The sequence below is a fragment of the Evansella vedderi genome, assembly GCF_030813435.1.
GTDB classification, from domain to species: domain Bacteria; phylum Bacillota; class Bacilli; order Bacillales; family Salisediminibacteriaceae; genus Evansella; species Evansella vedderi.
Genome location: NZ_JAUSUG010000004.1, coordinates 221,878 through 241,875, shown reverse-complemented (window position 1 = coordinate 241,875; position 19,998 = coordinate 221,878). Strand labels below are relative to the sequence as shown.

General features: G+C 31.8%; 18 protein-coding genes, 1 pseudogene and 1 riboswitch. Of the genes and pseudogenes, 14 read left to right on the top strand and 5 right to left on the bottom strand.

Annotated elements, in window-relative coordinates:
* Positions 1-211: 211 nt before the first annotated feature.
* The gene (locus J2S74_RS07345) at positions 212-619 is read left to right on the top strand and encodes an ABC transporter ATP-binding protein (protein WP_307323747.1); all 408 of its coding nucleotides are present in this window, start codon (positions 212-214) and stop codon (positions 617-619) included.
* Positions 620-892: 273 nt separating this feature from the next.
* Here the strand turns inward: J2S74_RS07345 and J2S74_RS07340 are convergent, their stop codons facing one another.
* The 3 genes from J2S74_RS07340 to J2S74_RS07330 all read right to left on the bottom strand — a co-directional run bounded on the left by J2S74_RS07340 (position 893) and on the right by J2S74_RS07330 (position 3,138).
* Positions 893-2,149 carry a site-specific integrase gene (locus J2S74_RS07340; protein ID WP_307323652.1) on the bottom strand — a complete coding sequence of 419 codons (1,257 nt, stop codon included), beginning with the start codon at positions 2,147-2,149 and terminating at the stop codon, positions 893-895.
* Between the two features lie 113 nt (positions 2,150-2,262).
* Positions 2,263-2,490 carry a helix-turn-helix domain-containing protein gene (locus J2S74_RS07335; RefSeq protein WP_307323649.1) on the bottom strand — a complete coding sequence of 76 codons (228 nt, stop codon included), beginning with the start codon at positions 2,488-2,490 and terminating at the stop codon, positions 2,263-2,265.
* A gap of 411 nt (positions 2,491-2,901) precedes the next feature.
* On the bottom strand, positions 2,902-3,138 hold the full coding sequence (locus J2S74_RS07330; RefSeq protein ID WP_307323647.1) for a helix-turn-helix domain-containing protein: 237 nt from the start codon (positions 3,136-3,138) through the stop codon (positions 2,902-2,904).
* A 623-nt stretch (positions 3,139-3,761) separates the two neighbouring features.
* On the opposite strand from J2S74_RS07330, the gene J2S74_RS07325 reads away from it, so the two are divergent.
* The 7 genes from J2S74_RS07325 to J2S74_RS07295 all read left to right on the top strand — a co-directional run bounded on the left by J2S74_RS07325 (position 3,762) and on the right by J2S74_RS07295 (position 11,148).
* Entirely contained in the window at positions 3,762-4,010 is a 249-nt protein-coding gene (locus J2S74_RS07325) for a hypothetical protein (protein WP_307323644.1), read from the top strand.
* Complete coding sequence (locus J2S74_RS07320) at positions 3,973-4,461, top strand: HNH endonuclease (protein ID WP_307323642.1); 489 nt, start codon at positions 3,973-3,975, stop codon at positions 4,459-4,461. The genes J2S74_RS07325 and J2S74_RS07320 overlap by 38 nt, the downstream gene beginning before the upstream one ends.
* A 122-nt stretch (positions 4,462-4,583) precedes the next feature.
* A complete protein-coding gene (locus J2S74_RS07315) occupies positions 4,584-4,871 on the top strand; it encodes a hypothetical protein (protein WP_307323640.1) in 288 nt (95 codons plus the stop codon).
* A gap of 1,056 nt (positions 4,872-5,927) precedes the next feature.
* On the top strand, positions 5,928-7,205 hold the full coding sequence (locus tag J2S74_RS07310) for a hypothetical protein (RefSeq protein ID WP_307323638.1): 1,278 nt from the start codon (positions 5,928-5,930) through the stop codon (positions 7,203-7,205).
* Positions 7,206-7,460: 255 nt separating this feature from the next.
* Entirely contained in the window at positions 7,461-8,414 is a 954-nt protein-coding gene (locus J2S74_RS07305; RefSeq protein ID WP_307323637.1) for a helix-turn-helix transcriptional regulator, read from the top strand.
* A gap of 134 nt (positions 8,415-8,548) precedes the next feature.
* On the top strand, positions 8,549-10,654 hold the full coding sequence (locus J2S74_RS07300; RefSeq protein WP_307323634.1) for a phospholipase D family protein: 2,106 nt from the start codon (positions 8,549-8,551) through the stop codon (positions 10,652-10,654).
* A 320-nt stretch (positions 10,655-10,974) separates the two neighbouring features.
* Positions 10,975-11,148, top strand: a complete 174-nt coding sequence (locus J2S74_RS07295; RefSeq protein WP_307323632.1) for a hypothetical protein — start codon at positions 10,975-10,977, stop codon at positions 11,146-11,148.
* A gap of 86 nt (positions 11,149-11,234) precedes the next feature.
* Here the strand turns inward: J2S74_RS07295 and J2S74_RS07290 are convergent, their stop codons facing one another.
* The gene (locus J2S74_RS07290) at positions 11,235-12,725 is read right to left on the bottom strand and encodes a caspase family protein (protein WP_307323630.1); all 1,491 of its coding nucleotides are present in this window, start codon (positions 12,723-12,725) and stop codon (positions 11,235-11,237) included.
* Between the two features lie 124 nt (positions 12,726-12,849).
* Here J2S74_RS07290 and J2S74_RS07285 point away from each other — a divergent pair, with 124 nt between their 5' ends.
* From J2S74_RS07285 to J2S74_RS07260, 6 genes are all read left to right on the top strand, one after another.
* Positions 12,850-13,674, top strand: coding sequence for a hypothetical protein (locus J2S74_RS07285; protein WP_307323629.1), 825 nt, complete (start codon positions 12,850-12,852; stop codon positions 13,672-13,674).
* Between the two features lie 19 nt (positions 13,675-13,693).
* Positions 13,694-14,137 (top strand): hypothetical protein, encoded by a 444-nt coding sequence (locus tag J2S74_RS07280; RefSeq protein ID WP_307323626.1) that lies wholly within the window; start codon positions 13,694-13,696, stop codon positions 14,135-14,137.
* A 540-nt stretch (positions 14,138-14,677) separates the two neighbouring features.
* The gene (locus tag J2S74_RS07275) at positions 14,678-15,751 is read left to right on the top strand and encodes a PHP domain-containing protein (protein ID WP_307323624.1); all 1,074 of its coding nucleotides are present in this window, start codon (positions 14,678-14,680) and stop codon (positions 15,749-15,751) included.
* Between the two features lie 41 nt (positions 15,752-15,792).
* A complete protein-coding gene (locus tag J2S74_RS07270; protein ID WP_307323621.1) occupies positions 15,793-17,514 on the top strand; it encodes a coiled-coil domain-containing protein in 1,722 nt (573 codons plus the stop codon).
* Positions 17,515-17,637: 123 nt separating this feature from the next.
* Positions 17,638-18,057, top strand: coding sequence for a hypothetical protein (locus J2S74_RS07265; RefSeq protein WP_307323619.1), 420 nt, complete (start codon positions 17,638-17,640; stop codon positions 18,055-18,057).
* A complete protein-coding gene (locus J2S74_RS07260) occupies positions 18,057-19,091 on the top strand; it encodes a hypothetical protein (protein ID WP_307323617.1) in 1,035 nt (344 codons plus the stop codon). Before J2S74_RS07265 ends, J2S74_RS07260 begins: the two co-directional genes overlap by 1 nt.
* A 274-nt stretch (positions 19,092-19,365) precedes the next feature.
* Here J2S74_RS07260 and J2S74_RS27405 read toward each other — a convergent pair.
* Positions 19,366-19,562 (bottom strand): annotated as a pseudogene (locus J2S74_RS27405) (tyrosine-type recombinase/integrase); the annotation flags it as partial.
* A 161-nt stretch (positions 19,563-19,723) separates the two neighbouring features.
* Positions 19,724-19,917, top strand: a riboswitch (cobalamin riboswitch).
* Positions 19,918-19,998 lie beyond the last annotated feature (81 nt).

Genomic DNA, 19,998 nt, shown 5'->3' with positions numbered 1-19,998 from the left:
TACCACAAATCAACTGCTTTTTATCTATTTATTATCTCTTAGCTCCATATTTTGCCTTACCGTTACTAACCATAGCTTATTAAGAGTTTTCTATGTTGAGATCCATTGGATGGTCTAGAAATAAATTTTTAGGTATTTTAATTATTGAAGTACTTGTTTTAAGCTTATCAGCGTGAAAGAAAAATAACTAGCTAATTTACGTTTTGAACACATCGGTTATATATTTCAACAATTTCAACTGATTCCATCAGCCACAGCCCTTGAGAATGTTATGTTACCATTACTTAAATTCTTTTCTAAGTCTGATATCTGTAAAAGGGCGGAAGAAACAATAATACGAATCGGTCTGAAAAACAGAATAGATTACTTACCATCAAGACTATCTAGTGGAGACCAGCAACGTGCTGCAATTGCCAGGGCATTAGTAACAGAACCTAAAATAATTTTAGCAGATGAACCAACTGGTAATTTAGATTCTGAAAATAGTACAAAGATCATTGAATTACTTGAATCTATTTATTATTTTGATGGGACAACACTTGTTATTGTTACCCATGATAATGATATAGCCATGAGAGCAAAGGATATCATTCTTTTAAAGGATGGAAAAATCAAGTGATTTTCTTTGTTAATTTGACTGTCTATTAAATTTAAAATGTAAGTTTATTGTGTTATTGCCTTCCGCTTTACCACGAGTAAGAGCGGAACCCAAAACAAAAGTTTATGGGGGTAATTGATTTTTTTGTGGGCAGGTATAAGCAGACTGTTAGGAATTATAGGATTGATCGTGGTATTTAAGTAACGGGTGCTTTAGTACAACATCCTTAATTTCAAAGAAGCCAAAATATGCATAGTTTAGTATGTATATTTTGGCTTCTATCACGACTGAAGACTAAGCGCTTTCCATGAAGTTATCAAATTTGTCAGATGCTTCTTTCTTCACAGGATCTGTTATATGAAGATATATCTTCCGGGTTATTTTACTATCAAAATGACCTAAGCGATCTTTAATGTCCTCGAGCTCTACTCCAGCTGCCGCAAGTAGTGAAGTGTGTGTATGACGCATGCTGTGAGGAGAAAGTTTGGTATTTAACTTGGCTAATTTAAGTAATCTTGTCATCCTATTATCCACTAACTTTGTTAAGATAGGCAGGCCTGGATGGCTTTTAACATTTGTAAAAATAAACCCTTTATTATTGTATGAATCTCCTAATCTAGCAATGATTTTTTCTTGTTCTTCTTTATGTTTCTTTAGCATCTCAATAACAAGGTTTGATACCACGATTTTTCGTTTGGATTTCTCTGTCTTAGGTAGTACTAATTGGTATTTGGCGATATTGTTAAATTCGTTATAATACGTTTTGTTAATGCGGATAGTTCGCTTAGTAAAATCAATATCTTTCCATTTAAGTACTACTAATTCACCTACCCGCATCCCTGTATAAGCTAACAGAGTGTAGATCAACTCATCCATAAACAGACCATATTTCTTAGCAGCATTCAAAAAGACTTTGAGTTCTTCTTTTTCAAAGTATTTTGGGAGCTCCTCATCCTGCTTATTCTTATCATCCTTATCTTCCTTTTTCTTATCATCCTCATCTGTTTCTTCGATTACTTTAGAATCCTTTTTTACATAGGCCTTCTTTGTTGGGTCTTCTCTAATCAATTTCTTGTGTGCGGCCATATCAAAAATCATTTTACCTGTTACTAGGATGCCTTCCAGTGTACTTTTAGCCAAATTATTAGCCTTTAAATCATCTAATGCTTCTTGGAACATTTCTTCTGAAACATTTTTTAGCTTAATGTGAGCAAGGTAGGGGAGCAATTTTTTTATTCCATATTTACGAAGCCGAACGGTTCCTGGTTTAGGACAAGTTCTGTCAATGTACATAGGTAACCATTGCTCAGCAAAATCCTTAAATAGAATCTTTGATTCCTTGATAAAAGTACCTTGTTTCACATCAGTTATTAACGCGGCGACAGCATCTTCTGCATCTTTCTTTGTTTTAAAACCACCCTTAGAAATTTGTCTTCTTTCACCAGTTTTTGGGTCAGGCCCAACGTCTACCCAGAATGTCCATGATTTTCCACATGAACATTTTTTAGGGTCATCACACTCACAATTCCTTCTTTTATAATAACCTTTCATACTTAGTGATTACCTCGCTTTCAAGTTTATATAAAAGGATGAACAAAGGTAGGAAGCGGCTCATAGAACTTTTTAATAGAGCCATTCCCAATACATTTGTTTTCCATCAGTCACTATGCTTGTTTCTTCTCTTTCAATTGATTAATCCATATTTTAAAATCAGTCTTTTCCACCCTAATGGAATTACCGATTTCAAAGTTGGGAATTCCCCCCTGCTCAACAGGAACTTTAAATAACTCGTAAACTGTTTTTCTAGATATTCCAAGAAATTCGCAAATTTGTTGTGCTGTCAAAGTATCCGGTAGAGATTCCCAAGTTGTGTGTTTTTTTGTTTCCTTCATAAAATAACCTCCTTAGTTCAACAGAAAAACCCCACAGATGTGATGTAGAAGGCACACTCCTCCCAAGACAACAAGGTGGTTTTAATCGTAAAATAACCATCTTATTTCTTGGATTGGATAGGTGCTTCCTCATTCCAATCTGTGGGGTTTATCCCAGTTGATTTTATATTCTGTTATCATGTTAACTCACATATTATTTAAAGGCGAACATAGGTACAAAAAAGAAATTGATATTTTCTTTAAGGTACTATACATGGATTGCCGGGTATAGTAAGTTGGTGTTTCAACAAAGCTCATGGATTACTTCCCCTGTCGCGGATCCATGTCAGGCACTGACTACAGATAAAGATACAAGGATGAATAATCTGAATTTCTAAGTCATAGCTTAATTAAAATTTGTTGCATTCAGTATCAGGTAGTTTGAGAGCATTTTTTACCTTTTCTCCCATCATTCCATTGTTTAAAGTCCTTTTTGTCTACCTTTATTGATGCTCCAATTTGAAATGTAGGAATGCCACCATAATCCACATGAATTTTAAATAACTCATAAACCCTTCTTCTGGACATCTCCAAGATTTCGCAAATTTGTTGTGCTGTCAAAGTATCGGGTAAAGATTCCCAAGGGATGTGCTTTTCTGTTTTCTTCAACTTCATACCTCCTGTTAAATCAAAAAGAAAAACCCCACAGATTTGGAAAGAAAGGCAGACTGCATCCAAAGTTAATAAGATCATAAGTTAATAATCTTATACTTGGATTGGCAGGTACTTCCTGATCCAATCTGTGGGGTTACCCATCGATTAATTATTGTTTTTAAAAAAAATTTGATTATGTTACACATCATAAATTGTAATATATTGAATTGTCAAGCACAAAATTGCGTTATTTTTTTAAAATTTTAATGCTGTTATTACTAATCAGTATAGTGAGAAACTCTATTAAAAAACCTGAATATATTAGTCTAAATTTTAACCAATTAAATTTCTCTTAAAAAATTTTTTTAATTATGTTTGCGTAAGCTAATATTATTGTGTTAGATTTAGATCATAAGCAGTTCAAGAAATTTAATGAAAGCTTAGCAATTAAATTTAATAATCTATTTTCTAAATAGATATTGAGCAGGAGCACTGTTTCTTTATCTGTAGAAGTACACCATAGGTGTGTCTTCTTACAGATAAATGGAGACAGTGCTTTTTTTGTTGCCTTAATTAACTAGGAAAAATGATTTTTTGTTTAAAATTTTGAAAAGTGCATGTGAGAGGGGGATTTTATTATGCAAAACCGAGAGTCATTTCAACTATCTTTATTTGATTTTAACTTTAAAGAAGATGAACAAGTGAACGGGGGAAATGAGTTATTACTAAAAAATGAAGTAAACCATTTTGAAGATGCTCATGAGAAGTTCGACGAAAACTTACTGGCTGAAGTTCTACAATTGAACACTTCAAATATTTTTGAACTCAAAGAAAATGGAAGAAATTCCCTTGAAATCGACGAGTTCAAAAACACCGGTCATTCCTGATGATTTAGATACTAAACAGCTAGAAAATGCAACTTTGGATATTTCGGGTAATTTACTGGGATTAATTTTATCTCTTCTACCATTAGAAGAGGTAGCAATTGAAGAAGGTGCAGCTGGACTTCCCGAAGGAGCACTTACACGTATTGAAGTTAATAGGTACGAAAGAAGTGCACTTAATAGACAGACATGTTTAATAATTCATGGTTACATCTGTAAGGTATGTGATTTTAATTTTGAACAGATGTATGGAACTTTAGGAAAGGAATTTATCCATGTTCATCATATTGTTCCTGTTTCTGAATTAGGTACTAATTATAAGATAAATCCCACAACAGACTTGGTTCCAATTTGTCCAAATTGCCATTCAATGATTCATAAAAAAAACCCACCTTATACAGTAGACGAATTAAAAAGTATTATTTCACAAAATGTGAAAATTGGTAAGGGCTGAATAAGGCCCTTATTTCTTTATTGGTTATGATAATCGTATAGATTTTTTTATATCAGCTATTTTTTATATTTTTGACTTAAAATTAATACAAAAACACTTTTAATTAGGGTTCGGTGATTAGTATGAAGCAAACGTTAGTATATTTTCAAGAACAAGAAAATTTGAATACTGAAGAAATACTAAAGGAAATGAAGAAGAAGTTTGAAAAAGAAAATTGGAAGCTATCAGGGCTGTTTATCGATAAAATAAATGAATATGAAAATCTAATGGTAATGATAACTGATAAGTTAAATAAAGCAGATATACTATTCTTATATAGCAAAAATAATGTGCGTGATGATTTTTATTGGAATCTGTTGTACCAAACTGCAAATGTAGAGGATGTAATATTAAAGGAATTCATAGATTAAGGTTTCTTTTTCTACACCAAATACCCAATTGATATTTAATTTATTATCTTTAACCATAGATGGGAGTTATAAGGATGATATGCAAATGCGGAGGTATACTTGATGTAATTCGAATTGAAGAGCCGCCAAAATCTCTATCTAATCATAAAAAATTAATATATAACAGAGTTTGTGATGTTCAATGTTTGAAATGCGGTAAAGTTTACTATAGTCAACCTTATGATTTTGGAATGAGAAGTTTAAATAGTGTCCGTCAAATTGAGAAAAACAATAACTACTAATATAAGGATAGTAGGACTGCATGATATGATGATTGTTCAAACACTTGGTATATAGTGATTTTTAAGAAATCAGGTAACATAATACTAACATTTTGCTTGATATATGATGAATGAAGGCTTCTCATAAGTTGATAAAACTTATGGGAAGCTCTTTTTGATTACGGCCAACCAAATTTACCACTAGTGACATAGTTTTTACCACCGAATGACAAGAAATGTACCAAAAAAAGACAGGTTACTTACCAGACATAATTATTAGGGGTAGAAAAACTAGTGGAAAAGGCAAGCGTAGCGGTCTTTAAAACTGAGAAGGCGGGTATGATAGGTTGCCACGGCTAGCAGCCCCCAGCGACCATCAGGAGCGCCCTAGGGGGGTGTCGGCCAAGGGCAGCCAACATCATAACCGCCGGAGGCTCAGTGTCCAGGATGCCTTTGGAACGGCTGGTAAAAGGGAAGTCAACAGGTGGTAAAATATTTGTCAATGAGTTGTTTAAAAGATGGCAGAGGTAGTAAATTCCTTTGTCCGTATTCACTTTTTCATTTCTTGTGTCACATGTGAAAAACACTTACGGATTTTACTTTGTGCTTCTGATGGAGATTGTAGCAATTAGGTTACTCAACACTTTTATGAAAATATTAATTAGTTATATGGTAAAATATTCTAGTGTAGTACGTTCGAATTTCCGAAAAAAGAAGTAACGATAATTCACTAAAAGGAGTTGTGGTATATATGCCGGGGGATTTTATAAATATTACTCTTTTTCTAATAGGATCAATGGTAGCGGTACTTTTAACAATTAAAATAATATTAATATTTAAAAGCTATAATAGAACTTCAAACCAAGAAAGATTAGAGGATCTAAATTTTGGAAGTGAAAACGAAAGTCTTGAAGAAGAAACTCTTCTCACAGATGTTCCTATTGAACTCCCCTGGGAAGTAAAATCTTTAGCTAGTTTTGATATAAAGGAATATGAACAACCAAAACGAGTGCCTTTAAATAGGGATTTGAAGGATAATATTAATAATCTCGTAAAACTAGCCCCAACAGCTACGGATATCGTAAAAACGGATAAAAAGGTCTTTATAAAGTTTAGTAAAGAGGTTCTTGATAAAATGAATTCTGGCGAATTAACATTGATGAAATCAAAGGGAGCAGCAAATGATTTTAGAACAATGGTAGTTGATTCAAAACATAAAATTCGAGGTCATGGAACAATAGGGATAAAGAATGTGAAAAAAATTAATCCTGCTCAATTAGCCAATGTTGCTCTTGGAGTAATGACTATTATTTCGGCACAAGAACACTTAGAAAATATCAACCAAAAGTTAAATGTTATTGATGATAAGGTTAACACACTGTTGAGGTATAACAGGAATGATAAACTTGGAAGAATTCAAGGTGCCGTTCGATATTTAAAATCCATACTACCTGAAATACAAAAGGGTGATATTTCAAATAACCATGCATACTTTGCTAAAATCGAGGATATTTATTTAATTTGTTATCAGGAACTGCAATCTATTTTTATAGAGCAGCCGACTACTATTAATAACTTAAGGGATGTTAAGGAAGTGATTAAATATGATTTAGATAATGTTGTAGCAGAGATTGACACAATAGCTACCACATTTGAAAAAGATCTATCCCTGTGCTTTGGAAACTTAGAATTGATGGTCATTTGTTTGAATATGAGAACCTATATAGAAGGAACTGATGAAGTAAGTCTATTAAGGCTTGCTGATATTGAAAATGATTATAAGAAAACAATCAATCATTTTGATGAATTTAATAGAATTACAAAAGAAAAACAAATAAAGCTAGATGGAAAATTTAGATTTGAAAGTGCGGTTAAAGAACGTAAAAAAACATTGGAAAAAAAGATTACCTACCTCAACAAAACAATCGCCAAAAATAGTACAGATATGAAAGAACAACTAGCCAAGCTAAAACAAAGGAATAGTACTGATTTAAATGAACCAATTGACCTACAAGTAGAATACGATGATTCAGGTGAAATTACAGCTTTGTATAAATTGAAGAAGGCCAATTAGTGGAAATATTTTGTGTGAAAAGCCATTACAGAAAGCGAGCTCCAAAATAAATATTTATATTATCTAAATTGAAATCACTTTAAATCAAAGACTTGATTATACAATACTATGCATTCTATCCAACCAATTTGAAGGTTAGGTATAAACTATAACCAAAATAATATTTTTCCAAAGGTTAATTCAAGGGGGAGAGTTCATATAAAATTAATAAGGGAGTAGGTTAAGGTGGATGGCATTAGTAATATTAGACGAATAATGGCAATACAGGAAATTCTTTTTCAGATGACCGACGAAGAGCATGAACTTTCAATTTCAGAGATTATTGAACAATTAAAACTCTACTTTGGGAGTGATTACAAAGTTTCCAAAAATACTGTAAAGAATGCAATCGAGGAACTAAGAAGCAGTAAGTTCAACATAGAAGAAAGTATTAAAGAAAACCAAACAATTCATTATAGTCATCAATATAGGGAATTTGAGATTCATGAATTAAGAATGCTTATTGATGCAATATCTTCAGCGAGATTTATTACACAAGAGGAATCAAATAAGTTGATTGAAAAGGTAAAATCACTAACAAGTAAACACTTGGCAAAGAGACTAAGAAATCAGGTAATAGTGGACATGGGTGTTAAAGCGGAAAATAAAGAAGTGAGATATCATATCGATACAATCCATTCTTGTATTAACCAAAAGAAAATGCTAACTTTTCAGTATGGAAGATATAATCTAAAGAAAGAATTTATACTTAGCCGTGAAGGTAATCTATATACAGCTTGGCCGCTTTCTTTAGTTTGGAATAGCGATTATTATTATCTTGTTGCTAAGCCAGAAGGCATAGAAGAAATTAGGCACTATAGAGTAGATAGAATGAAAAAGGTTTCAGAAAAAAATGTTCAGAATTTGCAAATTGAATTCAATATAACGGATCATCTAAAGCGTTGCTTTAATATGTATCCTGGTGAAGTAGATAATGTTGAAATTCAATTTAGTAATCAACTAATTAATGTAGTTTTAGATCGTTTCGGTAGAAATATAAACATAAAAAAAGTAGATGAAGAGAAATTTTCAATTAAGATAAGTGCATCGGTAAGTGATGGTCTTATACGATGGCTATTGACATGGGCGAGTGATGCTAAAGTTGTTTCACCTCCGTATCTTGTCAAGAAAATTAAAGATGAAGTAACAAAAATGTACCAAAACTATTGAAGGGGTATTGGATTTCCAATATCCTTTCTTTTTTTATAGGTTGTCAAATTTTTGACAACTATACATAGTTTAATAATTATATAAAATCAATTGGGATAGTTACAGTTCTTAATAAAAAAGAAAGGTGGGGTTGTATGGGACAGATTGAATTGTTTGACGACAAACAATTAAATTTATTTGAAGAAGATAATGAATACAGGAAAATTAAATTCTTGAACATTGTCAAGAACAATAAAGTTGTTGAAATGGGAATAGAAGAACTTTTTGATACGAATCAGTTTCTTGAGCTTAAAGCAGTATCTTTTGTTGCATCATCAAGATTCTTTTTTTCTACAACAAAAAATTTCAAAAGAATTACATTAATATTGGGTATTGAAGATGGAGCTGTTGCAGATTCGTTTGTTTCTGGTTTGGCTCCACTCCTTGATATAGAAGATAGACTGAAATTTTTTGATTCATTGTCAGAAGATATAAAGGAAAAGATACGTAATGATAAATTTATTGTTAGATATCCGCAGCTAGGTAATCCAATCCATTCAAAGGTTTATTTATTAAAAGGAGAAGAATCTACAAGAGTTATTATTGGTTCAGCCAACTTTACAGAGACGGCATTTAAGAATAAAAAGCAATATGAAGAAATCCTTGTTTTCGATAATTCTCCCCTATATGAAGTTTATGAAGGCAGATTTAACGATTTATATTCTCAAACAGTAGACTATATTCCAGATTTAGTAAAAACTAAAACTGAGAGCGAAAAAGTTTGGGTGGCAGATCCAGAATTGATGAAAGAAATCTTACTTGATGATTTAACACGACAAAATGTAAAAGTTCAATTTAGTGAAGAAGAAATGGAAGAAATAAAACTTATACCCGATAAAGTTGAAGTAGAAAAAGATGGAGCGACACAATATAAACAAATAGTAGAAGTTATCACCAAGAAAGATAAAAAAACTAATAATTTTACGTTGTTACCAGTTGCGAGCTTGAGACAAAAATCAGTAGCTATTAAGAGTATTCTTTCTAAGACCAGTAAGAAATCAGAAGAATTGGATCATAGATTTGAATTAGTTTTTAACAAAGGGAACCAAATGCTACTAACAACTAACAAATCTATGGAAGGAGAAGAGAAGGAAAAAGAATTGGTTCCATTTTCAAAGCCTATAACTGAAAGTGCAGTAATAAGAGAGAACTTGTTGCAAATAAATAAGTTTGTCGAGGCTTATGAATTATTTACGTCGAGGTCAGATTTGAAAAATCAATCCAGGATTTTTGAAATTATTTTATATGGGTTCATGTCCGCTCATATATGGAATATGAGAGACCATTATGCAAACGAAGAGGGAAGAGAGAGTGTTCGTAGGCACTTTCCTCCATTTTTAATAATTGCAGGTAGATCAATGTCTGGTAAAACTTCTGCATTAGAATTTGTAGGGATGCTGTTGGGGAATATTAATCCATACTTTGCATACGAACAAGTGAAGGATTCCACTGTTATATGGGATTATTTCCACTCTACTAATGTAAATCCTATTCTCATAGATGAAATTGATCCTAAATTTTTTACTAGCACAGCTGCTAAAAAGGGTGAACGTTTAATTAAGTATATAAGCAATGAAATGAAGGGACAACACCCAGTGATGATTGGAACTACTAATGCCACGGGCTTCGATGTTACAGCACAAACATCGATGCGGATTTATTATTTACAAATAGATAATACATTTCAAAAAGAAGTCATGGCAGAGTCCAGTAAATATTTAAGCGAGATAATGTCAAAAATCAATTCGAGTTTATTCCAAGACTTCACTTATCGAATAGGTAAAAGGCTTCAAGATGGAAACGAGTTTTATAAAACAGAGGATTTCCTTGCTGTTGCTAGAGAAATATTTATAGAGTATTACAAGGAATCTGAAATGGATATACCAGCTTGGTTTCCGATGAAAAAGTTCAATGACTATGATGAAAGAGGTAAATTTATCTGGCGTGAGTTATATAGAAGTCATAAACAAGCATTCGATATAAGGGAGGACAATACTATTCTAATAAAGATTGAAGAATTTGGGGATAGGACAAATAGAGATAGGGCGAATAAGATTAACTTCCTGCCTCCCGAAGTTATTATCGAGGATAGTCCTGTTTTGGTGATTAATAAAGAACAGTTCTTCAGTTTTATAGATTTTAATGACAATCAAAAAGACACCTTTATAAAAAGGTTAGCTAAGGCATTCTCGAAGAGTTAATTTTAAGTTCTATAATAGAAAGTTTACGAACCTTATAACTTTATTAATGAATTAGTTATCAGTGGGAGATGCAAGAGGGAGAACCTAAGACTATTGAACCAAATTTCTATTACAGTAAAGAAGGAAACCCAGTTATAATTTCTCATACAATAAACGATAGTGTAACAGTTACACTTAATCGATATGAACACATTTTTAGCAAAGAAGACTATACGTTAAGTGTCGATAGGATATGTATAGCGACGGCAGGTGCAGGAATTACTTTTTAGTGTAATGGAACTTAAACATGAGTAATTAATTTAGTAATGAGAAGGAGGAGGATGCAACAGTATGGAGGGGGCTTGGTAGAAATCTTGGTGTTAGGTGGAGAAGGTGGAAGTGTTAAACTTTTAGGGAAGAGAATTGAACAAAACTGTTGGGTATTAATGAAGAAGACTATTGAAACGGCTATGAAGGAATTCGGGCTTATATTGAACAAATATAAAAAGAATTAAATAGCTGCTAGCCAAAAAAATATTATTTAATAATTAGTTAAAAGACAGCAAATCATTAAATTGCTGTCTTTTATGAACCAGATATATCATTCCCCTAAAACTAGAGATTTTACTTTATTACTTTGGATTGAATTGATAAATAAATTAAAGTCTTCATATACCTCATTTACAAGAGATTTATTAGAAAAGTACTCAACCTGATCTGAGCTCTCAGATAAAGTTATTTTTCCATTCATATCATTTAATTCAATTTCAATTATGTTACTTCCTGGAGTATAGCTGTATAAGACGTTATCTTCTTCTGTTTCATTTTCTAATATTTGTATAGTATCTTTTAAAATAATTCTTTTTGGTATAGTATATAGAATCCTGTCAAAAATCTTTAAGGTTAGGTTAGGAAAAATAGATTTGAAAACCTCTGTTCTATCAGAATGAATTATTAATTCACTACACATAACATACTCATTAGGTTTATTTTTATCTTGATCAACAAAAACTTGTATAAAAAAATCTTCATTACAGTCGATAGAACCAAATTCTTCATATTCAACATGTATTTCGGAGTCTTTATATAAATCCAAATGTTGTATTTGGGTAAGATAATCTTGAGTCATTTCATGTATTTCCACATTTGCAATCCTTGTAACAAAATCTCTTGTTGTTTTGCTATAAAAAGTTGGTTCTTTATGTGACCCTCTTTTAAATCCAGATAAGCTTTTAACAGAGCCTTTTTGTTTAAAATGAAAACTGTCAATATTAATTTTGTCTATGACGTTCTCATAGGGGAGGGGAGTTATTTCTGTTCTCTGAGATTCCATATTTGCATTTGTAGATTGTGAGCTTCTAACATAGAAATCTCTCGTTAGTCCACCAAAAAACCAGGGGGTTTGACCTTTATCCTCACCCTGTTCACGTTTTACCTGTAATGGGACATTTTCAGAAAGGTATTCTTGTAAAGCTGAGCTAGTTAATGTACCATCAGATTTATAAAAGGATGAAGGGGCTTCCCCAGTAAGTGCTTTTACCACATAATAAGTCCACGTACCATGCTGTAATGAGTCACTCCCATAAGATTTTTCTCCATTTTTACAAGAAGCAAATGCCACTTGGTACTCCATTGTCTTAATTGCCTCAAATGGATCTCTAGTTAATTCTTCGCTACTTCTTTGGAGAGTTTTTATAGGCATCCCACTGTGACAACTATCCAGAAAGAAGGTTACCCTTGTAAAGTTACGCATAAGTCCAAATAGTTTATCGAGAGATAACGCTGTATTAGGGATGTCTGAATAATGTGTTTCATATGTAATTAGATATTGTTGATTTGAGAAAATCTCTCCATGACCAGCAAAAAAGAAAATTACCTCATCGTTATCTTTTACCTCATAAGTTAATCGTTGTAGAGTAGACATAATGGAAGGTGTTGTAGCATCTTCGTTAAGTAAAACACGGACATTTTCTGCAACACATCCATTTGTAATCATCGCATTTCTAAAGGCAAGTGCATCATTAGAAGCATATAGGACCTTGTTAACGTTTTTATAAGATTCAATTCCTACTACAACTGTAAATTTTGTCATAATTTGCTCTCCTTTTTCACACTATTTTTAGTGTAAACATTTTAGGGGGGATTATCAATTGCTAAATAAGAATTTAAAGCTTAAATTAAAAGAATATTAGTATTAGAGATTTTATATTTCGTGAATGAAAGGAAAAGGTAGAATAATGAATATTTTATTTTGGAATGTGAAGAACAATATTAAAGTTGTTCCATATCTTCCTCAACTATGCATTGATAATAATGTAAATATTTTGATACTTTCTGAACTTAAAAACATTGAACCAGAGTATGTTGTTAGAAGGTTTGAAGATTCAGAGGTCAAGTTTGTAGATAATCTATCAATGCCCGGAAATAGAACGCATCTATTTCATTCTTTAGATACTCGAATAAATAAGATTAAAGATGGAAAATATTTTTCGGCATACAAATTAAATTCTAATGATACATTGACTATTTTGATCTCTATACACCTTCCTAGCAGGTTATACAGGTACGATAACGAAATTGGATATAAATGTGTTGAGATAAAAAGGGAAATTGAGTTATTAGAGGAAAAGTTCAACACAAATAATACTATTGTAGTAGGAGACTTTAACTTAAATCCCTTTTCAGAGCATATGGTATCTACAGTAGGCTTTAATGCAACAATGAGTAAGGAAATTGCGATGAAGATTCATAGAACAGTTGATGGAGAAAAGTATAAATATTTTTTTAATCCAATGTGGACTTTACATGGGAACATTAACCACAAAGTAATAGGTTCATATTTTTATCATAAAAATCCTATTAGTTACGTCTGGAATATGTTTGACCAGGTGATAATTCGCCCGTCTTTAATAGAAAAATTTGATTTCAACGAGCTAACACTTATAGATAGAATAGGAGACACTACCTTGTTAAATAAACAAGGAATTCCTAATGTTAAAGAATTTTCAGATCATTTACCTTTGAAATTTCAAATTCAATAAAAAAGTGGAGGGAATAACTATGAAGGATCTATGGACGTTTGGTAAATTAAGTAAAAGCGATTTGAATGAAACACCACATGGAATCTTAAAAGTACAAGCGGACTTTTTTGAGAAACGAGTTGGTGATACCTTATTTATTAAATTAACTACCAAAAGATTAAAAAATAGTGATATAGAATATGGATTGGCAACAAGTTTTGAAATAGTTGCCCCGATGTTAGATGGGTATACATATACACTATTTACACTTTACTCCAAACCTGAACACGATTATCCTGTTGCTATTGATAGAAATGCAAAAGATAATGATGTATTTGAAGATCTTGATCCTGCAACATTTGAATATGAAGCAAAGAGTGAAGATGAATTTTTAAAAAACCTTCAGGAGATATTCTCATCACAAAGTACAAATTCAGTAATAAGAAATTTATATTCTAAAAGTTATGTAAGTGAAAAATATTAAATGTGTAGTTCTATGAGGGACAATCGTTGACTAACTGGTTGAAACCTCAGAAGAGGAAGTTGTTTGCTAACATTTTGCTAACGCAATCCAGTCAAAAACGGTAAATCCCCGTTAAAGATGTTACAGTAAGAATTAAACAAAATCTTGATAAACCGCACTCTACGTACACAGAGTTAACGATATTACAAGCTCTCACCTTAGGGGCGATGATGTGATGACCGCTCAAACCCTTGATATATAAGGGCTTGTCGATTATTTGATAACAAAATGCTAACATTATCTAGAATAGAAGAGGCTTCTCATTAGTTGATTAAACTTTTGAGAGGCCTCTTTCTCGTTTTTGAGTTGGTACAAATTTTATTTCTACTGGCTCTTCTACAATAAGAAATCTACAAGATAACTTAAAGTTCTCGTATATGGAGTCCTTTTTTTGCTGAAATCTGTTTATTTAGGGAGGAGTGACGTGTCTGTTGTCGAATAATTAAAGTAATATATTAGGAAATTTTTACAAATTTATCGTATGGAAGGGTGATTATCTAGATGAGTATAAGTCGTGGTTCTGAATGGAGACAGTGGGATTTACATGTTCATACTGCATCTTCATATGATGCTTACAAAGGTGAAGATTCAGACAAACTGTTAGTACAAGCTTGGAAAGAAAATGAAATTGAAGCAGTTGCCATTACTGACCATTTCATAATTGATAGTGATAGAATAGTCAGTCTTAGGTCTCTTGCAGGTGAGGATATAGTAATTTTCCCAGGAGTTGAATTGAGAAGCGATAAGGGAACTTCAAACCTCCATGTAATTATTATATTTCCAGAGAACTGTGACATAGTAAAATTATCAAATGCTTTTAGGTCAATGATGTTAGATTATAAAGCAAAATCAACAGGAAGTCCCGATACAATCTATTGGGATTTTAATGACATTGTTGAGTTTTGTAAAATTCATAAAGGCTTGATATCGGTACATACAGGAAGTAAAGAAAATGGAATTGACAAACAAATCACAAATGCAACACCTGTTAATATGGCAATCAAAAGTGAAATAGCTTCAGCTGTACATTTCTTTGAATTAGGTAAAACAAAAGACATCTATGATTATCAAAAGCATGTATTGCCAACTACTGGTCCAAAACCCCTTATTATTTGTTCTGATAACCATGATCCAAGGGATTATAAGAGGAAAGAGAAATTGTGGATAAAAGCTGATACCACTTTTGATGGGCTAATACAGGCAATTAATCATCCTGAAGAAAGAGTATTTGTAGGGGATATACCTGATAAAGTTGATAAAGCTAATAAGAAAAAAAGTGTATATATTGATACAGTTCAAGTTAATAGAAATGAAGGTGCAAGAAATAGTGGATCAAATTGGTTTAATTATGATATTCCAATTAATAATGGTTTAACAGTAGTTATTGGGAATAAGGGTAGTGGTAAAAGTGCGTTTGCAGATATATTGGGACATTTGTGTGATGCTAATTCAATGGATGAAGCCTCTTTCTTAAATGAAACTAGATTTGGAAAACCTCCTCACAAATATGCGGAGGATTATTCAGGAGTCATTAAGTGGCTTGATGGCGATTTTGGAACTAGGAAGATTCTCTAAAAACAAAAGATCATAAAACATCAACCCAATATGCTCAGTATTTGCCACAAAAATTTATTGAAAGAATATGTACAGATTTAGATAAACAATTTCAACAAGAAATAAATAAAGTAATATTTTCTTATGTTGATAGTACAGAAAAGGGTGATGCAAAGTCACTTGAGGAACTAATAGATTTTAAATCGCATCCTTTTAATTCTAAAATAAATTCTATCCAAAGTGAAATAACTGAAGTTAATAAGGTGATAATCTCTGTTGAGAGAAAACTAACAAGTCAATATAAGAAATCAGTGGAAGAAAATCTTAATAAATATCAAGATTTATTAGAAAGGCATCTTAAAAATAAGCCAGCTGAAGTTGTAAAGCCAGAGAGTACTCTAAGTGTAGAAGATAAGATGTCCCTTGAAATTTGTGAAGAAAAAATTAAAGAACTTGAAGATAGTATAGATGTTCACAAGGACGAACTATTGAAAGTGAACTCTGATATTGATATTTTACAAAATAGTGTATCTGATATTAACGCTTTAGAATCAGAAGTTAAACAAGTGAATTCGAGATTAAAGCAAGTTAAAGAAAGTTTTTTTTCTAATGATACGGAATTCTATATTCAATATACTACACCTAAAGAAAAAATAATTACTAAAATTGAGGAATCTAAGAAGAGAAAGAACGAATTGCAATTACTTCTTGATAATTTAGAAGATCCAAACGAATTATCCTTATATAAAAAACTAGATAAAGAGAAAAACACTAAAAAAGGTATAATTGCTAAATCTGATGCAAAAGAGAAAGCTTATCAGAAATATATCGATGATATTAAAGAATGGGAACTAAGGAAAGCTAAAATTCTGGGATCAGAAACAAGCGATGAATCTCTCCATTATTATAAATCGGAATTGGAAAGAATAAACAAGACATATCCTAGTGAATATATAACATTGAAAGAAAATAGGGACTCAAAAATTAAAGAATTATTTGAAGAAAAAGTTAAGATTTCTAATGTCTACTCAAAGATATACGAGCCCATTGATAAAGAACTTCAATTAATTTTAGAACATATGGACGAGAAGGTTGAATTTAGTGTCAATATTGTCCAATCAGATAATGAACTTGCTTCTAATATCTTAGCATATGTAAACCACAGTTTCTCTGGTATATTTAGCGGGAGAGATAATGCGTTTGTAAAAATGAATGAATATATTAAAGAAACAAACTTTTCCGATTTGGATAGTTTATTAGATTTTATAAAAAAAGTTCTCACGGTAGTAACAGAGAACTTAGATAAATCCTCAGATATTATTAAGGATAAAGAAGGATTCTATAAAGAATTATGTTGTTTAGATTTTATTGGAGTAGAGTTTAACCTTGCTTATGCCGGAAGAGAGCTCCTTGAGTTATCACCTGGTGAACGAGGGATTGTATTACTAATATTTTATTTGGCTCTTAATAAAGGTGAGGAGCCCCTAATAATTGACCAACCAGAAGACAATTTGGATAATGAATCAGTTTTTAATAAATTGGTACCTTGTATTGTTGAAGCTAAGAAGCGGAGACAAGTTATTATTGTGACGCATAATCCAAACATTGCAGTTGCCTGTGACGCTGAACAAGTGATTCATTGTAAGATTGATAAATCTAAAAACGAAATAACATATACTGCTGGAAGTATTGAAGATAAATTTATTAGGGATAGAATTGTTGATGTACTTGAAGGAACTGAACCAGCTTTTTCCTTGCGTAGAAAGAAATATCTATTTGAATAATATGGGTCTAATGAAAATGTATTTTAGCAGGTTAATAATGTGATTTTTTCTTGTGCTTAGCACTCGAAATTATTGGAATTTGCCCGGTTTGATTAAAAAATAAGATTTAAAGGAGGTTTGAAAATGCCAAATGGGCATCAAACTAGAAAGTATAATGACTGTACTTACATATTTTCAGACCTACATAGAAACTTACAAAACCGCAATAAATCAGAGTGGAAAATAAATCAAGATGAAGAATTTAACTCATTTGCTTTAATGTGTGATGAAAATTGGATTTTTAAAGATTATAAAGGGGGGTCTTTACATAGAATCAATTCTAGTAATGAAAAATTAGGAAAAAACAGGTCACTAGAATGGGTTAAAATTGCTAAATTTGTTGACAGTACTAAAAATTCTGAGTGGCATGGCTATCCAGTGGATTATAGAGAATCAATTCACGACAAGCCACCTACGAAAATATTAAAGGAATGGGTCAATAAAGGTATTATAAGGAAAAGTCAAATGGGGAAAATAGTAGATAATAGAGGTTGTGATATCTAATGACAGCTATGAGTCTAAGAATTGAAGGCGAATACTGGGATTTTTTAATTAAATATAACAAGTTATTCTTATGGAACTTTGAAGGAGAAATAGAAATTTATAATTGGGAAGAAATTTTAAGAGAGATTTCTCATAAATACGGTGATTTTATATATAGCTTATATAACGGATCAATGATAAATCAAATAATTAAAGAAAAAGATATTACTGGTCATTATAATGATATATACCTTTCTCGCTTTGATTTAGACAGATATCTAGATAAAAAGGAATTAACTCCAACAGGAGATGTAATAACCTCTATTAATTCATATAATGAAAATATATTAATTAATACGGATGATGGATTGTTTATATCTTTTTTAAATGACATGGGAAAATTTGAAAAAATAACAGATATGCCATTTTACAATATAAGTGTTGGTACATATGGAAAAGTTGCTTTGGCTGGCGGAGAAGAAGGTGTATTTGAACTTTTATTACCCATAAATAATCTCAACAAAAATTATAAGGGTTATAAGGAAGGTTTTAGAAATATTATAAAAAAGCACTCTAATAGAACAAGCTGGGTTAAAAATAACATCTATAGCTCTTCATATATTGAAGAGTTTATATTAAACCCTATGAATACAAATGAGATTATTTATGGTGAAGATCAAATATACAAATATTCAGCTAAAGAAGAGATAACTAAGGTAACTTGGGTGAATAATAATAAAATTTATCGTAAATTAAATTCAAGTACATTAGAGGAAGTTACAATATTAGACTCTGAGAATGAAGAATTAAATTTTAAATCTAGAACTTTAAATTTTCAAGGATGGAAAGGTGAAATTATAGCAGGCGCAGGAGCTGCTTATGGAACAATAGTTGAATGTGAAAACGCTCTGGTTGTTATTTTTAAAGATAAAAGCGTAATGAATATACCTGGTGAAGTTGTAAGATGGAAAAGTTATAAGTCTAAAGAAAGGTATAGTAATATCCTTGGAATTATTTATGACGAAGAGTTAGTTTTAACAGCCTTTAATTATTAATATATTTTCAAATTGCAAAAATGTGGAGTTGTTTATATATTATCATTGCTAACACTTTGCTAACGCAATCCAGTGAAAAACGGTTAAATCACGTTAAAGATGTAAAAGTAATAATTTAACAAAACCTTGATATACCGCACTCTACGCACACAGAGGGAAAGATCTTACACACTCTCACCTTACGGGCGGCATGATGTAATGACCGCTCAAACCCTTGATATATAAGGGTTTGCCTATTGTTTGCTAACAAAATGCTAACATCAGGTATATAAAAGAGGCTTCTCATTAGTTGGGTAAACTATGGGAAGCTTCTTCTTTCATTTCGTGCGTGACATGGAGGTACATAATTTCGTAACTCGATCATCTGTGTGGTCAAGGGCGGTCCATGGTTTGTTCCAGTGAAACACCTGCCTCTGCAAGAAGCGAGGTGTGCGTATGCCTCAAGCTATGCGGTGTAGTTCTTGGTTTCAGATTTATAGAAAACAGATAAAATAACGGAAAAAGAATTAATTCTTTAATTACTTTTCTTGTTAGAAAACTTATCCCTTGCAGAAATGAATAATCTACTCTACTATTTATAGAGAGAACAATACAATATATTGTTATATAAAGTATAATTAACTAGATATATAGTGTTTGCCTTAAGATAAGATGCCTATAGGCTTAATAGGGAATTTGGTGAGAATCCAAAACTGCCCCCGCAACTGTAAATGCTGACGAAATGAGCAGACCACTGTATAAGAGAACTGATAAGGTGCTTATACGGGAAGGGCTCAAAGTAGGTTAAAGCATCAGTCAGGAGACCTGTCTTACCTTAAGATGTTTCACCTTCTTCGGGGATTGAGAAGATGAAACGGTGGCGACTAAGGACAGGTTTTTTCTGCCTATATTTGCTATCGTTTCATCC

Excerpts from the sequence above, each read along its gene's own strand:
- J2S74_RS07340 (WP_307323652.1), bottom strand. The coding sequence starts at position 2,149 with ATGAAAGGTTATTATAAAAGAAGGAATTGTGAGTGTGATGACCCTAAA.
- J2S74_RS07335 (WP_307323649.1), bottom strand. The coding sequence starts at position 2,490 with ATGAAGGAAACAAAAAAACACACAACTTGGGAATCTCTACCGGATACT.
- J2S74_RS07325 (WP_307323644.1), top strand. The coding sequence starts at position 3,762 with ATGCAAAACCGAGAGTCATTTCAACTATCTTTATTTGATTTTAACTTT.
- J2S74_RS07315 (WP_307323640.1), top strand. The coding sequence starts at position 4,584 with ATGAAGCAAACGTTAGTATATTTTCAAGAACAAGAAAATTTGAATACT.
- J2S74_RS07310 (WP_307323638.1), top strand. The coding sequence starts at position 5,928 with ATGGTAGCGGTACTTTTAACAATTAAAATAATATTAATATTTAAAAGC.
- J2S74_RS07305 (WP_307323637.1), top strand. The coding sequence starts at position 7,461 with ATGGCAATACAGGAAATTCTTTTTCAGATGACCGACGAAGAGCATGAA.
- J2S74_RS07300 (WP_307323634.1), top strand. The coding sequence starts at position 8,549 with ATGGGACAGATTGAATTGTTTGACGACAAACAATTAAATTTATTTGAA.
- J2S74_RS07295 (WP_307323632.1), top strand. The coding sequence starts at position 10,975 with ATGCAACAGTATGGAGGGGGCTTGGTAGAAATCTTGGTGTTAGGTGGA.
- J2S74_RS07290 (WP_307323630.1), bottom strand. The coding sequence starts at position 12,725 with ATGACAAAATTTACAGTTGTAGTAGGAATTGAATCTTATAAAAACGTT.
- J2S74_RS07285 (WP_307323629.1), top strand. The coding sequence starts at position 12,850 with ATGAAAGGAAAAGGTAGAATAATGAATATTTTATTTTGGAATGTGAAG.
- J2S74_RS07280 (WP_307323626.1), top strand. The coding sequence starts at position 13,694 with ATGAAGGATCTATGGACGTTTGGTAAATTAAGTAAAAGCGATTTGAAT.
- J2S74_RS07275 (WP_307323624.1), top strand. The coding sequence starts at position 14,678 with ATGAGTATAAGTCGTGGTTCTGAATGGAGACAGTGGGATTTACATGTT.
- J2S74_RS07265 (WP_307323619.1), top strand. The coding sequence starts at position 17,638 with ATGCCAAATGGGCATCAAACTAGAAAGTATAATGACTGTACTTACATA.
- J2S74_RS07260 (WP_307323617.1), top strand. The coding sequence starts at position 18,057 with ATGACAGCTATGAGTCTAAGAATTGAAGGCGAATACTGGGATTTTTTA.